Source organism: Paraburkholderia youngii (assembly GCF_013366925.1).
Lineage (GTDB): Bacteria > Pseudomonadota > Gammaproteobacteria > Burkholderiales > Burkholderiaceae > Paraburkholderia > Paraburkholderia youngii.
The window spans coordinates 1,779,507-1,794,035 of the sequence record NZ_JAALDK010000001.1; the positions used below are offsets into that span (position 1 = coordinate 1,779,507).

The following is a 14,529-nucleotide window of genomic DNA, read 5'->3' on the forward strand; positions in this document are numbered from 1 at the left end:
CCACGAACCATCGGAGTGCCGGAAGAAAAACAGGCCAACCCTTTGCCCCGGCAGAACCACTTCGATGTGTACGTAGACTCCCTTATTCGACTGCGCGCGCCCGATCGGGTAATCCGCAGCGGCGTTGCCGAAACTGGCCCGAGCCATTTTTCAACAAGCGATCGCAAAGTCATTTCCGATTCAGTACCCATCTTCCTCTCCAACCCAAAGCCACTGCTCTGGCTCGACAACCCATGCCACTGGCGGTTAGGCGTGACCCGCGTTACCGCCCGGGCTCGCCGCGACGGACAGCGAAAAACCGAATGGAAAGCGCCCGACCGTCGCGCGCGCCAGTCCTTCGAGCTCGGCGCTGTTAAGCTCGATATGAGCCGTCAGCCCGCGAGCGCTGTCTTCGACGATGCTCACCGCTGCATCGTTGATGCCGGCTTCAACGAGTGCGGATCGCAATGCGTCCGCCATTTCTCGCCATTTCAGCGCCGGCTTGTAGATCTTGCCGACGCCTGTCAGCGGCATCGTATCGATGACGCGGATTGCCTTAGGAAGCGCAGCCCGCTCGCTGATGCTGGCGCGCAGGAATGCGGCCAGTTCCGCTTCGGTTGTCGTGACGCCTGGTTTGAGCTGGACATAGGCAACCGGCAACTCGCCCGCATGCGCGTCGGGCCGGCCCACCGCGGCGGCGATCTGTACCGCCGGATGACGATGCAAGGCTTCTTCGATAGCCGCAGGGTCGATGTTGTGGCCGCCCCGGATGATTAACTCCTTTTTCCGGCCCGTTAGCCAGAAGTACCCGTCGGCATCGCGGCGCCCGAGATCGCCGGTATTGAGCCAACGTTCGCCGTCGCCGAGTTCCATCCAGATCCCACTGTTCTGCTCTGGCCTGGAATATCCAACGAACACATTCGGTCCGGAGATCACCAGCTGCCCGACTTCATCTGCCGCGCAATCGCGTGTATACCGGCCGGCCTCATCGGCCACCACGACCTTCATTGCCTGACCCGGAACGCAAAGGCCAATCGAGCCCGCCCTGCGTTCGCCAAGCGGTGGATTAACGCTGCTCACGCAGGCGCCTTCAGTGAGTCCGTAGCCTTCGAGGATTTGGATCCCCGTGCGATGCTCGAAATTGCGAAGCAATTCGACTGGCATCGGCGCGGCACCGCACAGCCCATACTCGAGCGAGCTGATGTCGTGCTCGCCAACAGGAACTTCGAGCAGTGACCCATAGAGCGTTGGCACCCCGCTGAAGAAATTGATGCGGTAATGTTCAACGATTTCCCAGAAGCGCTTTACAACACCGTCGCCGCGATATCCTTGCGGCGTGCCGAGAACGACATGAGCGCCGCGCGAAAACGCCAGCAGACCTGTCACCATCACGGCATTCACATGAAATAGCGGCAGTCCGCAAAATATCGTTTTGCCCGGACCGATGCTTTCGCCGAGAAACCGCCCCGTGTTCCACGCATTGGCAACCTCGTTGCGGTGCCGGCGCATCGCGATCTTCGGCAGTCCCGTGGTGCCGCCCGTGCAGAAGCAGGACGAGATATCGTCGATCCGCGCCGAGGGCGAGTCGTCGAGCGATATTCCTGACTCGTTCGCTATTGCGATGCCAAAATCATGGACCCGGATCTGCGCTGGAACCGCGCTGCGCACGCCGCCTTTGCCATGCAGGCTTGCAGTTTCGCCGCGTTGCAGGATCCGGGCTTCTAATCCTTTTTCTCCCGGTATCCGATCGGCCAGATTAACGAGCACCAGATCTTTTATGGCGGGGACGTGGTGCAAAACCGCTTGCACTTTTTGCCATAGTTCAGTCCCGGGGAACGGCGCGAGCGTTACGAGCACGCTGGCACCCGATGCCTTCAACAACTCGCCGATGGCTTCGCGTTCAAGCAGCGGGTTGATCGCGCAGACAATGCCCACCGCTTCGCCCCCCCAGATCACGAAGTGCGTTTCAGGCAGATTCGGCAGCACATAGGCGATGACGGCGTTCCTTTCCACGCCCAGTCGCGAAAACATGTTTGCAGTGCGCCTGATATCACGCAACAGGTCGCTGTACGTCCAGCACTCCGGGCTGGCATAGTCATCGGCTGTTCGAAAGAAGGAAAGCGCGGGCGCCGATGGATTGATGGCAGCGCCCCTGCAGATCATTTCGTAGGTGCTCGACGGAAGCTCCGGCAGTTGTCCCGATGCTTCGATAGCGAGAACATCCTGTCCTTTTACGGCGTCTTTCATACTGCCTCTTCAACAACGACGTTTTGCTGCACGCCAAGATTGATGGAGCGGTCGCGGCTGACAATCCATGCCTCGACAACGTCTCCAACCTGAAGATACTGAGGCCTGTCCTCCTGCATCTTCAGGAAAAGCCGCCATTTTTCTTCTTCGGGCAACTGCGCCGCAGCGCGCTGCTTCTCCGGCGAAGGAATGCTCAGCGCACATCCAGATGGTGTGCCGGTTGCGAGCAGGTCACCTGTGCGGAGGTCGTGCACACGGGAAAGCTCAGTCAGGGTCTCTGCCGGGCCATAGACAAGGCCAGCAGTCGTGTCGTTTTGGCGGACGGTTCCGTTGACCGTCAGCGTCAGCACGAGTTCTTTCAGCTTCGGAATGTCGTGCTTCTCGAGCAGGCAGAGGTAAGGACCGACAGGGCCAAATGTCCGGTAGCTCTTGCCCTTGTAAAACTGCATCTGCGGAATCTGGATATCGCGTGCTGAATAGTCGTTGACGATCACAGCGCCCGCAATGTACTCGTGAAGGTTTTCCTCGGTGACTGTTTCACCGGATGTGATGTCTCGTTTGAGCACGAGACCGAGCTCGATCTCATAGTCGAGGAATCGCACCGCGTGTGGTTTCACGACGGCCGAGTTCGCCGCAACGATGCAGCTCGGTGCCTTCGTGAAAATCATGTTGAACTTCTTGACGTCCGGATCCATGCCGGACTCGATCATATGCTGGCGATAATTCGCGCCCTGGCAGATGAACTGCTGGTTGGCGGTCACGGGCGACAGCCACTGCACCTCCGATTCGGAAATTGACGGCCCGCTGAGTATCATGAGTCGCTCGACCGGATTGGCCTCGATGAACGCGGCGGTCGACTCGTATTCGCCTGGAATCGGCGTGATGGCGCCCTCTGCGACCACGCCCCACTGGGCACGGCCATGATGAAGATAATGCAGGACGTGAAGTGCCATTGTTCAATTCTCCGGATCAGTAGGGATGCCTGGTTCAGGCGAAAATCTTTGCCAGCGTTCGCAGCTTGCTCAGAGTCAGGTCAGGGCTGCGACGCAAGTTTCTGAATAGAATCACAATGCTCGCGGGCGTGAATCTGGGCTTCGTGAAGCTGCGCGGCATGGTCGGCCCCCACTGAGCCATTGCCTCGCGACTCACGGCATGGATTCCCGTCGGCTCATCGGACGTGAACAGGTCGCCGTCGCAATAGTGTTCGTGCTTGTCGCCCCACGGGTCTCGCCAGTAGTCGAAAATCTGGCTGCCGAGGATATGTCGGCCGATCCCCCACGCGTGCGTCCAGCCACTGTCGCGCAAAACGCGCTGGCCCATACCGACCGCGTCCGCGTCGATGAGCTCGTAAGCGCTATGGCTGTAGGTCGCGGCGAATCCCTGAGCAAGCGCTAGCGTGTGATGATCGGCCGGGTTGCTGCCAAGATCGAGACGCATGAATGCGACCGCCGGCGAGCCGTCGGGAAGCACTTGTACGTCGCTCGGGATGAACCCGAAGTGCCGCGTGTACCAGGCACAGGTTTCCTGAAAGTCGGCGAGTTCCAGTACGACATGCCCTAGCCGGATGACCTCTGGAGCCCGCTCGGGCGGTCGCTGCGTATCGTTGACGCGAACGGTGGCGTCGACGGAATTGAATGGCAACGGCAGGCGGTGCGGCAACGCTGACGCGGGCGCCTGGCCCCATATCGCATCGATAGCGAAACCGGAAGGGTCTGTCAGCCGCACCACGCAGCCGCCGGCCGGTAGCGCGGAGTTTTCTACCTCGGACGCGCCCGGCAGCTTCGCCAGCGCATCAAGCTCCTCGCGGCTGCCGACTTGCAGGCCGAACCCTACAAACCGCGCTTTCGACGCCCTACGCACCACATAACAAAAATGCGAAGCGTCTGTCCCGCGCAGAAGGAGCAGCGCCTCGTCCCGCGATACCGTTCGAAGCCCAAAGTTGTTGAGAAAACGCTCCGCTTGTTCGAGGTCCGGTCGCTCGAATACCAGATAGGCCAATGCGGTCGCTTTTGCAGTTGGATGAGGATGACGAGCGGGCTGTGCAGTAGTCAGTTTCATGTCGGAACCTCACTCTGTCGCAATGGCCGATTCGACTTTGAAACCTGCCGCATCGGCGGCAGGATCGAACCGCAATAGATGCTTCGCCGACGCGCTATCGAAAGCGGGTCCGGATGCCCGCATCGGCGCGCGGGCGGCGCAATGCCAACGCCGCGGGGCGGCACCGCTTCTGGCTGCTGTCTCCATGATCACTCCATCGGTTCTGGTGGAATCGGCTCGTCGAGGCCTTTGATGACATTAAACTCATCGCTGATGTTTTTGTCAATATAGAGATTCAAATCTATACTGCGCGGTATGTCCAGATCGGCAATCACGATGACCAACACGACAAATCGCCGGGCAGGCAAGCGTTCCACCGTTGCGGCGTGCGTCGCCCCCGTACCCGTTGCCGAAGAACGGGAGCCGCGCGGTGCACGTCGCAAGCGCGAGACGCGAACCCGTCTGCTCGACGCTGCTCTCAGGCTGGTGGCCGAAAAGGGCATGGAGGGCGTGGCGATCAACGAAATCACGGAGGCCGCCGACGTGGGCTTCGGCTCGTTTTACAACCACTTTGAATCGAAGGAAGCGATCTATGCGACGCTCGTCGACAACGTGTTTGAAGAATTCGCGAACATGCTCGATCGCCTTACAGGCGGCGTTTCCGACCCCGCAGAAGTAGTCGCCGTCTCGGTGCGCCATACGGTCCTTCGGGCGCGGCATGATCCCGTGTGGGGACGTTTTCTGATACGTGAAGGGTTTTCTGCGCGCGCAATGAGCCGCGGACTCGGTCAGCGACTGCTGCGCGACATCGGCAGCGGGATTGCGGCGAAGCGGTTCGTCGTGGCGGACCCGTTTATCGGATTTCTTGCAGTGGGCGGCACGGTTCTGTGTGCCATCGCCGCCGAGTTGAACTTCGTCGTGCCGGGCGCGAGCGCGGCGGGCGTGCTGACAGAACTGGGCTTTAGCGGCGAGCATTTTCCCGAGCGCACGGCAGCGATGTTGCTGCAAACGCTCGGGCTGAAGCGCGCGGAGGCGGAAAAGATCGCTACGCGTCCGTTGCCCGCCGTCGAGGAAGCCGTCGATCAGGGCTGAGTTGATAGTGTCCCGGCCGTGGTTGTCGAGCGTCTCGCAGTGATACCTCGCTGATTCGCGAAGCGCTGAGCATATGAGCCGGATCGCATTCTGCGTCGACGGAAAAATCAGCGAGGCAACCAGCAGATAAAGCGAAGGCATGCATGTTCCCCCGCCGTTCGCACCGACTCATTCCTCAAAGCGTGTAACTGCCCTGTTCCCGTGCAGCGTGCGAATTGCGGACAGCACAGTGCGATCTCATGGTTGTTGCAATCGCAAGCAGCGGCCTCATGGATGGTGTACGCGCACCATGGTGCACGGGCCGAACGGAAACCGCAACGCTTCACCTAAGTTATACCGGGGCCCAGCCTGGACTCGTCCATTAATAAATCGCATACCTTATCGCTTCACTAGGCCCCAGCTGCAATGCTGTTATTTTGCGACGCCGGGCATCGATGTAGCGCGAATAAGCTGGGTCGTTTGCGCGGCAATCAGATGGCCCGACGCCGCCAGATACTTGGGAAAGTCCGGGTGTGTGTCACGGGCTCGACAACGGCGCTCGTAGTCGGCCAGATCCTCATAGCCCCACAAATGGGTGAACTGATTCTGTGGCCCAACCATCGATGTCCAGAAACCCAAAGGATGGCCCAGCGTTTCGAGCAGAATCGGCATGGCCAATCGATTGAACACCTCCAGAAACTCCGGCATCTTGCGAAGTGCGATCGTGTACGTCCGGTGATCGACCAGCGGCTTTGCGAGATTTACCATGCGCCCTTCCCATTCACCTTGTCTGCAATCGTGTTGCCCGTGACGTAGCCAAACGTCATGTTCGGACCGTGGGTAATACCAGCGCCCGGATAAGCCCCGCCCATCATTGACTTGCGGTCGTTACCCACTGCGTACAGACCTGCGATCTGCGAACCATCCTTACGCAGCACTTCGCCCGTGACCGCAGTTTCGATACCGTCGAACGTGCCGAGGTCGCCCATCAGCACCTTGACCGCGTAGAACGGACCGTTTTGGACCGGTGCGACACACGGATTCGGCTTGTTTTCCGGGTCAGCCAGATAGCGGTTGAACGCCGTCGTGCCGCGACCGTATTGCATATCCTGGCCGACGACCGCGCCCTTGTTGTATTCAGCGACCGTCTTTTCCAGCGTGTCCGCGGTGATACCACACTGTTTCGCCAGATCACGCAGGGTCTTGCCCTTGATCAGGTAGCCCTTCTTGATCAGACCACCGGTCGGCATCGGTGCAGGCTTGACGTAGCCCAGACCGTATTTCGCCAGCGCATCCTTGTCGCAGATGAGCCACATCGCGGTTTCACGCTTGCCTTCGCATGCACGCATCAGTGCTGCACCAACGTCGTGGTACGAATTTGATTCGTTGGTGAAGCGCTTGCCATTGGACAGCACACCGATAATGCCAGGCTTGTAGCGGTCCAGCAGGTGCGGGAACACGCCGGTACGACCACCACTGAGCGGCACCTTCGACACCGGCATCCATGCGCTGGCGTCGGCATAGCCCATACCCAGTGCCGCACCAGCCTTCTCGGCCATGTTGACGCCGTCACCGGTATTGCTTTCCGGCGTCGGGCTCAAGTGGGTGCCCCCATTCTTGACGTGCGGGTAGACTTGGGCCAGTCGCTTGGGGTCGTGAGGGAACCCGCCTGCTGCGAGCACGACACCGTGCTTTGCCACGATCTGGACTTCACCGTCCGAGCCCACAGCGTGCACGCCCGTGACCTTGCCATTTTCGGTCAGCAAACCACGAACCGGCGTCGAGGTCATGATCGGAATACCGAGCTTCAGCGCCGAGGCCGCGAGCCGTGCGGCCAGCGCATTACCACTCGTGACGTTGATGCCGCGACGATAGAGCGTCAGTTCCTTGACGTGTGTGGCCAGACGCTTTGCCACGTAGCAGAATGACTTGAAGCTCTTCGTTGCCTGAAAGAAATGCTTGAGGTCGGCATTGCTCGAATTGAACATCATGCCGATGAACGTGATCGTTTCGAGCGGCGGCTTCAGACGATTCATGTCCTTGCCGAGGCCACGAATATCGTACGGTGCGGCCAAAATCGAGCGGCCGATATCCTGTCCACCTGACTTATGCGGGTTGTAATCGGGATACATCGTGGGTACGAACTTCGTCTCGGTTTCCTTCTCGAAGAAGTCCACCATCTTCGCGCCGTTCTCGATAAAGCACGAGACAGCAGCGTCGTCGTAATTCTTGCCCGCTTCTTCCTGCAGGTACTGCTTGACCTTCTCTACCGAGTCTGCCTGATTCTGCTTACGGCCATAGTGGGAGAGCGGAATCCAGAGAACGCCGCCTGACAGTGCGGTTGTGCCACCGAACACTGCTTCCTTTTCCACGACCACAACATTGAGGCCGCGCTTCTTTGCAGTGATTGCCGTAGCAAGTCCGGCTGCACCGGAACCAACGACCACCAAATCGCAAGTTATCTTCGTCATGTCTGACTTCCTTGTTGTTGATTACTTTGCAGGCACTGCGTTGAAACCAGGACGTGGAACCTGGTCCATGAGCATGCAGTTCAGACCGCCATCGGTGAGAATCTCTGCGCCGTTGACGTAGGCCGCGAGGTCCGAGGCTAGGAACAGTGCGGGTCCTGCCAGATCTTCCGGTTCACCGATACGACGCGAGGCCACGACTTGCGCACGACGCTCTTCGAAACCCGGCTCTTCATAGAACTTGGCCGACAGTGCAGTACGGATCATGCCCGGGAGCACGCAGTTCGAGCGCACACCACGGGGGCCCCACTCTGCCGCCAGTTGACGCGAGAGCAGGAGCACACCTGCCTTACCCGGCGAATACGAGCCGCTATTCGTTTGCGGGTTGAGCGCTGCGATCGAAGCCACGTGAACGATGCTGCCCTTGCCTGCGGCCAGCATATCCTTGCCGAACGAACGAGCGCACAGCAGATAGCCCGTCAGGTTCACGGACAGTGAGAGATTCCAGTCCTCGATCGAAACCGTTTCCAGCGAACCTGCGCGGAGCAAGCCCGCATTGTTGATCAGGGCGTTGACCGGACCCATCGTGGCACGCACATCGTCAGCGGCAGCGGCTACCGACTTCTCATCCGATACGTCGCAAGCGAACGGCAATGCAACCAGACCCTCATCACGCAGCGACAAGGCTACGGCCTTCGCACCTTCGAAGTTTTTATCCACGAGAGCAACGTGGGCCCCCACGCGCGCGAACGCCTGTGCGATGCCGGCACCGATACCCGAGCCTGCGCCCGTCACGACAACGATCTTGCCATTCAGGTGCAGCCCAGGCTGCACCGGATTCTGGATTTCTTGACTCATATGGATACCCAACTTTTTGGAAAGGTTACTTCTATAGAGAATCGCTCCGCCATTTGACACGCAGGCCAACTATGTGATAATGGAGAAACCATTCAAATAACAGGACAAACTGTGCAACAGGAGCAAAATGCGATTTCGAACTTCGTGCTCTACGGAGCGGAGAGCAATGCCCCTCATGACGATATGGTTCATTACGAGCCTATCTCACTACGTGCCAGTCTTTTTGACTTCGAAATCAAGCCTCACGTCCACCGTGCCCTCATCCAGGTTCTATACATCACCCACGGTGGTGGAGAGACCTCGATTGACGGCAGGACCTGGACATTTCAGGCCCCCTGCCTCATCGCGGTCCCTGCACAATCGGTGCATAACTTCCACTTCGCGAACGACATTGAGGGACACGTTGTTACGGCGGCTCAGCCAGCACTCGAATCCGTGATCATGGCCTTGGCCCCAGATCTACTGGAATTCGTTCGAACTCCGGCAGTTCTGTCGGGAATACTCAACCTTGACAAGGGCACCCCGCTAGAGACCGTTTTTCAATCGATCCGACAAGAGACGCTGGTAGACGCGCGTTGGCAGCTCGCTGCGGGTGCTGCACGGATGATCGCTTTATTCGTTAAGGTCGGACGTCTTAGCGAAAGTGCGAAACTGGCTGCGAATCCCGAGCAACGAACACTGGCCGACAGAATTGAAAAATTCCGCGCCCTACTCGACAAGCACTGTCGGGAACGTCGGGCAGTCGGTGAGTACGCCAAAGACATGGGCGTAACCACGGGCCAACTTTCCCGAATCTGCCATGCTGCATTTGGTACTTCAGCGATCGAGGCTATCGACGCACGTTCTATCCATGAAGCAAAACGACTACTCGGCTATTCAACGATGAGCGTGAAGCAAATCGCCAACGAACTAGGATTCCAGGATGAAGCCTACTTCGGCCGTTTCTTCCGCAAACAGGTGGGAGAACGGCCAACCGAGTATCGTTCTACTGCCCAGGAGCGATTCCTGCTGGGTTAGCGCCCCGTGAGCTTGACAAACAGGTGCTCCGGTCCCGAGTTCGTCAAGTTGTTGCCACGCACGTACTTGATTTCCTTCGTGGCATCGAGCGAGATCGAACCCACTTTCTGTGCCAGCGCACGCACCGACAGCAGCGTCTCCAGCTTCGCCAGCGGCATACCCAGGCATTTGTGCATCCCGTTTCCGAAGCCCATGTGTGCTTCGTTATCGCGGTCGATGTTGAACGTCTCACCGTCCGGGAACTTGCGCGAGTCACGGTTGGCCGAGGACAGCAGCAGTCGGATGATCGAACCTTTCGGGATGTGAACGCCGGCGACCGTCGTCTCAGCGGTCGTCACGCGGGACACGCGTTGAACAGTGCCACGATAGCGTGCCGTCTCTTCCACGAACTTCTCGCAGTCGTCCATGTTGGCGCGCAGTCGTTCGAGGTGGTGCGGCTGCTCGGCCATCATACGGAACGCGTTGGCCACCAGGATAGTCGTCGTGTCGTGACCGGCGATGAACACGAACGAGCACAGCTCCTTTGCCTCTTTCTCGCTGAGCAGCCCGTCCTTCCACATGCGTGCGATGTGCGCGCCAATCGACTGGCTGTCCGTGTCCATGAGCTTCAGCATTTGGACGCGGAGGTATTCCCAAAAATCATTAGCACTCTGCTCATCGGTACCGGTGCCCAGCGCGTTACGTGCAATACGCCCGAAGTACGAGAAGGTTTCGTCCGACCAGAACTTCATCTTCTCTTCGTCTTCTGCCGGAACATCCAGCATGGCCGAAATCGTGCGAATCGACAGCGGAATAGAGAAGTCCTGAACCACGTCGCCACCGCCCTTGGCGATCATCGCATCCAGCAGTTCGTTGGCACGTGCGGTCACCGCTTCAACAAACGGATCGATTGCCAGCGGCGTAAACGACGGTTGCAGAATCGTGCGCAGACGCGAGTGTGCTTCACCGTCAAACAGCGTGAGGAACGTAAGCGGCACCGGCTTCACCACTTCCGACGAGAACAGCTTCGTGTTACGGACGGCCTTGAACACGTCTTCGTAACGCGAGATGAACCAGACGTCGGACGTCGTGGACTGGCAGCGCAGAACCGGCGCGTTTTCACGCATCCACTCGTAGTGAGCGTAGGGGTCGCCCTGCGAACCGTCGTCAACGACCTTGAACGGCTCCATACCCTCGGGCCACTTCAATTCATGCGAGTATGGGGGGAGCGCGGTCGCCGGCGCCTGGTCGATCATCGCGTGGAACGGGCAACCACCGGCCTTGGCTTCTTCAGCCAGAGCCGACATAGCCCCGGAATCATGCTTCACGTGCTTGGCCAGCGCCTTCATCACGAAATCGTCTTGTGCGAATTCTGCGTACAGCTTGACCAGCTGATCATCGCCCGTTGCTTGAACCAGCGCCTTCTGTGCCGCAGCGAAGGCCCCGAACTTCTGGATCTGATCTGCGTTCAGGCGACCGAGCAGCAAGCCCAGTTCGAGAGCCCTGGCCGCGTCCGAGGTCGAAACGGGCACATCCACCGCTTGCGATACGACTACAGAAGCCGCAGCCGGAGCAGCAGCTTGTGCAGGCGCTGCCGTAGCGAATTTTTCATAATGGAAACTCGTGGGATTCACGTTCTGGTCCTTGAGATACTTGCTTACTGCATCGACCATCGCGGGCGGCCCGCACAGGTAGATGTCGACTTCGCCGTCATTGAGGTGAGCGGCCTCGATGTGATCGGTGACCCAACCCTTACGCGGGTGAGCACTCGTCTTGTCCGCGATGACCGTTGCGTACGTGAAACCGGGGATCTGCTTTGCGTATCTTTCGAGTTGATCAACGCACACCAGATCGTTGTCCGTATTCACGCCCAGAATCAGGTGAATCGGATACTTGCTGCCGCCGCTCTTCAGGACCTCGTCAAGCATCGACAGGAACGGTGCGAGCCCCGTGCCACCGGCCAGCATCAGAACCGGACGCCCGATTTCACGCAGATAGAAACCGCCGTATGGACCCTTGAACTCGATCGCAGCACCGACCTTCGCCTTCTCGGCGAGCCACGTGGACATCAGGCCTTGCGGCACATTGCGCACCAGGAACGAGACGTCACGGTCTTGGGTCCCCGAGGAGAATGAGTAGCTGCGGGTCTGATCCGTGCCCGGAACCGTCACGTTCACGTATTGACCGGCCTTGAATTCGAGACCAACTCGGTCTTCGAGTTTGGCGGCGAATGCAATGGTGCTTTCCGAAACGCGCTCGATCGACGTCAGACGGCCTTGGTGCATGCGAGCGCTCTTGCCTGTCGAGCTCGACGCGATCTGGATCACGCAGTCGGACTTCGGGCTCATCTGGCAGGTCAGGACTTTGCGCTGGGCCAGCTCTTCCGCGCTGATGGCTTCATCCGTGCAGTCACCCGTCGTGTATTCGCCGGATTCGCATACGGCCTTGCAGGTACCGCACACGCCGTCACGGCAATCGAGGGGAATATTGAGTTTGGCGCGAATCGCGGCGTCGGTAATGCGCTCGCCCTGTTCGCAGTCGATAAGCCGAGTTACGCCGTCTTCAAAATTGAGGGTGATCTGATAGACCATAGTGCGCTCCGTGTGCTGAACCGAACGGTCAGACTGTTTTTAGTAGACGCACTGTAGGGCCAAATTGTCACATGCTCAACGGACAGACCTTCTATTTAGCAGGACAAAACCTGCATCCAGGAAAGGGGGAATATAAGACGAAAAAGCCACCGGAAGGCCGATATGAAGCCCGCAAGCGTCCCGTCGTCACGCTATGGAGCGGGCCGAATGGGCGTGTTCTGCCCTGCCGCGACCCACCACACTCCGTCCCGGCGCACCAGTACGTAAAGGGCCATCTCGGAGAACGACGCCGCGAGGTCATCGGACGGTTCCGCCACCTGTCCGTCCGGGCCGAGCGCTACGCGCCGAACTTGCGCGACCGCCACGTCCGGAGCCGGCGCAAGAACACCGACGATCTCGAAGCGGGAAGCATTGCCACCCTTTCCGGATCGCTTCAATCGCGCATGGATCGGATGCAGTTCCGCGTAGCCACGAACAGATGCACCGAACGGGCTGCCCCAGATGATGTCCGCGGCAAAGTGGCGGTTCGACAGGTCCGCGTCATGCTGGTCCCAGCCGGCCTGGAGTTCCTCGACGAAGCGCGCGACCGCGTCGCTTGCCTGCCGCGTTGCGGATGCGTCGGCACTCAGTGTCGGCCGGTTCGGTTGATCGCCGGCAGTCGTCGCGTGGGAAATCATGTTGCGTCTCCGTTCGTCAGCTTCCTCAATAGATGTGACAGAGGGTCAATGGGAACGTTCCAGCTCGCACACTGCAACGGACGCGTGATCGGTTGGACTCTCTTGTAGTCGACAGGCGTCTCGCGTCTCGCGTCTCGAGGTCTGCTTTTTGCTGTTCAATCTCCAAGGTCGGGAATCGCCCGTTTTCGATTTGAACAAGGAGATAGGGTCATGAGGGCCGGGTCCGGGCGGCCCATATCATCTGCGCCACGGGCGGTCTACTACGCCCTCGCATCGAATATCGCCGTCGCCGTGTGCAAGTTCGCCGTCGCGTTCTACACCAACTCGGGGTCCGCACTTGCCGAAGCCGTACACTCCAGCGCCGACTGTCTGAACCAGGTTGCGCTGCTCGTCGGTCACCGCGCCGCGCGAGCCGAGCCCGACGAGCAACATCCACTCGGCTTCGGACGCGCGACCTATGTCTACGCAATGCTGGTGGCGATGCAGCTTTTCATCTTCGGCGGCGTTGTGTCGATGGTGATCGGCGGCTTTCGAGCAATCCATTACTCACGGCTCGAACAGCCCTTGCTCGCGATCGGCGTGTTGTGCGTGTCCGGCGTGATCGAGGCAGTCGCTCTCAGAGCCTCCATTCGCACGATCGAGCCGCGGCATCGCGCCGGCGGGCTACTGAACTGGTTCAGGGAAAGCGGCAGGCCGTCCGTGATGCTCTCGGTCAGCGAGGATGCCGCCGCGGTAACGGGCGTGCTCGTCTCCCTCATCGCGATCGGCATTACGGTTCTTACCGGCAATCCGCTTTACGATGCGCTCGGCAGTGTCGGCGTCGGCATCGTGCTGATGGCCACGGCGCTGTTCTCGATGCGCGAGATCCAATCGCTTCTCGTGGGTGAATCGGCGCACCAGCGCATACGCCAGGAGATGCGCGCGTGGCTCAGCGAGCGCCGCGAAGTCCGTCGCATCGTCAGTCTGATCGCCTTGAAGTGGTCGGAGGATCTGGTGGTTGCGATTCAGGCCGAACTCGAACCGCACGACAATGCAAACGAGATGGTGCGCACGATCGACCGCATCGAGCACGAATTGAAGGAGCGCTTTCCAACCGCTCGATGGATATTCTTCGAGCCCGAATTGCGAGAACATGGCCGAGCCCCGCTCTAGCAACGATGCACAGCACCGGCGACACGTGGCGCGCCGCTTGCTTGATTGACACATAGATGCGGGCGAGATGGGGATGGTTTGTTCCCCCAATGAACGGCTCGGTCAGGCCGACCCGGGATACGGCTGAGGGTGGCAATGGATAGCTTGCAGTGTGAGTACGACGATTGTGTGGTGCTGGTTCGGGCACTTCGGAACTGGATTGACCGCCACTGGCCTATCGACCGCGCGCGCGTGAAGGCCGAGATGGGGCAGCTCATCGATATGGTGGAACGGGCCGGACCGCGCGACGCGATGTTTCACGGTCGTCTCGATGCGGCGCGCTCGCTGATCGTGCTCGGGCGCTTGACGGACGCGCTGGACTGTGTCGATACGCTACTGCCGGTCGTGCAACAAAGCGAGTGCAGCCCCAGGCGTTGGCCGATCATCGCCCGACGCTGGAGACCGTAAAACTCG

Annotated in this window: 13 protein-coding genes; 4 read left to right on the forward strand and 9 right to left on the reverse strand. The window is 59.5% G+C overall.

Features of this window, described 5'->3' with window-relative positions; all coding sequences use genetic code 11:
- Window positions 1-246: 246 nt before the first annotated feature.
- The 4 genes from G5S42_RS08210 to G5S42_RS08225 form a co-directional block, all read right to left on the reverse strand.
- A complete protein-coding gene (locus tag G5S42_RS08210) occupies window positions 247-2,226 on the reverse strand; it encodes an acyl-CoA synthetase (RefSeq protein ID WP_176106309.1) in 1,980 nt (659 codons plus the stop codon).
- A complete protein-coding gene (locus G5S42_RS08215) occupies window positions 2,223-3,179 on the reverse strand; it encodes a fumarylacetoacetate hydrolase family protein (RefSeq protein ID WP_176106310.1) in 957 nt (318 codons plus the stop codon). The genes G5S42_RS08210 and G5S42_RS08215 overlap by 4 nt, the downstream gene beginning before the upstream one ends.
- Window positions 3,180-3,213: 34 nt before the next feature.
- On the reverse strand, window positions 3,214-4,284 hold the full coding sequence (locus G5S42_RS08220) for a VOC family protein (RefSeq protein WP_176106311.1): 1,071 nt from the start codon (window positions 4,282-4,284) through the stop codon (window positions 3,214-3,216).
- A gap of 188 nt (window positions 4,285-4,472) precedes the next feature.
- The gene (locus G5S42_RS08225; protein ID WP_176106312.1) at window positions 4,473-4,610 is read right to left on the reverse strand and encodes a hypothetical protein; all 138 of its coding nucleotides are present in this window, start codon (window positions 4,608-4,610) and stop codon (window positions 4,473-4,475) included.
- On the opposite strand from G5S42_RS08225, the gene G5S42_RS08230 reads away from it, so the two are divergent.
- A complete protein-coding gene (locus tag G5S42_RS08230; RefSeq protein ID WP_176106313.1) occupies window positions 4,600-5,355 on the forward strand; it encodes a TetR/AcrR family transcriptional regulator in 756 nt (251 codons plus the stop codon). The two genes, G5S42_RS08225 and G5S42_RS08230, sit on opposite strands and share 11 nt — an antisense overlap.
- Before the next feature lie 411 nt (window positions 5,356-5,766).
- Here G5S42_RS08230 and G5S42_RS08235 read toward each other — a convergent pair whose 3' ends face one another.
- Genes G5S42_RS08235 through G5S42_RS08245 form a run of 3 tightly spaced genes read right to left on the reverse strand, consistent with a single transcriptional unit; the run spans window position 5,767 to window position 8,660 of the window.
- The gene (locus G5S42_RS08235) at window positions 5,767-6,102 is read right to left on the reverse strand and encodes an NIPSNAP family protein (protein ID WP_176106314.1); all 336 of its coding nucleotides are present in this window, start codon (window positions 6,100-6,102) and stop codon (window positions 5,767-5,769) included.
- A complete protein-coding gene (locus G5S42_RS08240; protein ID WP_176106315.1) occupies window positions 6,096-7,805 on the reverse strand; it encodes an FAD-dependent oxidoreductase in 1,710 nt (569 codons plus the stop codon). The genes G5S42_RS08235 and G5S42_RS08240 overlap by 7 nt, the downstream gene beginning before the upstream one ends.
- Window positions 7,806-7,826: 21 nt before the next feature.
- Entirely contained in the window at window positions 7,827-8,660 is an 834-nt protein-coding gene (locus tag G5S42_RS08245) for an SDR family NAD(P)-dependent oxidoreductase (protein WP_176106316.1), read from the reverse strand.
- A 111-nt stretch (window positions 8,661-8,771) separates the two neighbouring features.
- Here G5S42_RS08245 and G5S42_RS08250 point away from each other — a divergent pair, with 111 nt between their 5' ends.
- Window positions 8,772-9,677 (forward strand): helix-turn-helix domain-containing protein, encoded by a 906-nt coding sequence (locus tag G5S42_RS08250; protein ID WP_018437509.1) that lies wholly within the window; start codon window positions 8,772-8,774, stop codon window positions 9,675-9,677.
- Here the strand turns inward: G5S42_RS08250 and benC are convergent.
- The gene (gene benC / locus G5S42_RS08255; RefSeq protein WP_176106317.1) at window positions 9,674-12,247 is read right to left on the reverse strand and encodes a benzoate 1,2-dioxygenase electron transfer component BenC; all 2,574 of its coding nucleotides are present in this window, start codon (window positions 12,245-12,247) and stop codon (window positions 9,674-9,676) included. The genes G5S42_RS08250 and benC overlap by 4 nt on opposite strands.
- A gap of 191 nt (window positions 12,248-12,438) precedes the next feature.
- On the reverse strand, window positions 12,439-12,924 hold the full coding sequence (locus G5S42_RS08260; protein ID WP_176106318.1) for an SgcJ/EcaC family oxidoreductase: 486 nt from the start codon (window positions 12,922-12,924) through the stop codon (window positions 12,439-12,441).
- 210 nt (window positions 12,925-13,134) lie between these two features.
- On the opposite strand from G5S42_RS08260, the gene G5S42_RS08265 reads away from it, so the two are divergent.
- Together G5S42_RS08265 and G5S42_RS08270 are read left to right on the forward strand one after the other, a co-directional pair.
- A complete protein-coding gene (locus tag G5S42_RS08265) occupies window positions 13,135-14,076 on the forward strand; it encodes a cation diffusion facilitator family transporter (protein WP_176106319.1) in 942 nt (313 codons plus the stop codon).
- 135 nt (window positions 14,077-14,211) lie between these two features.
- Window positions 14,212-14,523: a hypothetical protein gene (locus tag G5S42_RS08270; protein ID WP_176106320.1), complete on the forward strand. Its 312-nt coding sequence runs from the start codon at window positions 14,212-14,214 to the stop codon at window positions 14,521-14,523.
- Window positions 14,524-14,529: the final 6 nt, after the last annotated feature.

Coding starts and splice junctions, on each gene's coding strand:
- G5S42_RS08240 (WP_176106315.1), bottom strand. CDS start 7,805: ATGACGAAGATAACTTGCGATTTGGTGGTCGTTGGTTCCGGTGCAGCC.
- G5S42_RS08235 (WP_176106314.1), bottom strand. CDS start 6,102: ATGGTAAATCTCGCAAAGCCGCTGGTCGATCACCGGACGTACACGATC.
- G5S42_RS08215 (WP_176106310.1), bottom strand. CDS start 3,179: ATGGCACTTCACGTCCTGCATTATCTTCATCATGGCCGTGCCCAGTGG.
- G5S42_RS08260 (WP_176106318.1), bottom strand. CDS start 12,924: ATGATTTCCCACGCGACGACTGCCGGCGATCAACCGAACCGGCCGACA.
- G5S42_RS08245 (WP_176106316.1), bottom strand. CDS start 8,660: ATGAGTCAAGAAATCCAGAATCCGGTGCAGCCTGGGCTGCACCTGAAT.
- G5S42_RS08230 (WP_176106313.1), top strand. CDS start 4,600: ATGACCAACACGACAAATCGCCGGGCAGGCAAGCGTTCCACCGTTGCG.
- G5S42_RS08220 (WP_176106311.1), bottom strand. CDS start 4,284: ATGAAACTGACTACTGCACAGCCCGCTCGTCATCCTCATCCAACTGCA.
- benC (WP_176106317.1), bottom strand. CDS start 12,247: ATGGTCTATCAGATCACCCTCAATTTTGAAGACGGCGTAACTCGGCTT.
- G5S42_RS08265 (WP_176106319.1), top strand. CDS start 13,135: ATGAGGGCCGGGTCCGGGCGGCCCATATCATCTGCGCCACGGGCGGTC.
- G5S42_RS08210 (WP_176106309.1), bottom strand. CDS start 2,226: ATGAAAGACGCCGTAAAAGGACAGGATGTTCTCGCTATCGAAGCATCG.
- G5S42_RS08270 (WP_176106320.1), top strand. CDS start 14,212: ATGGATAGCTTGCAGTGTGAGTACGACGATTGTGTGGTGCTGGTTCGG.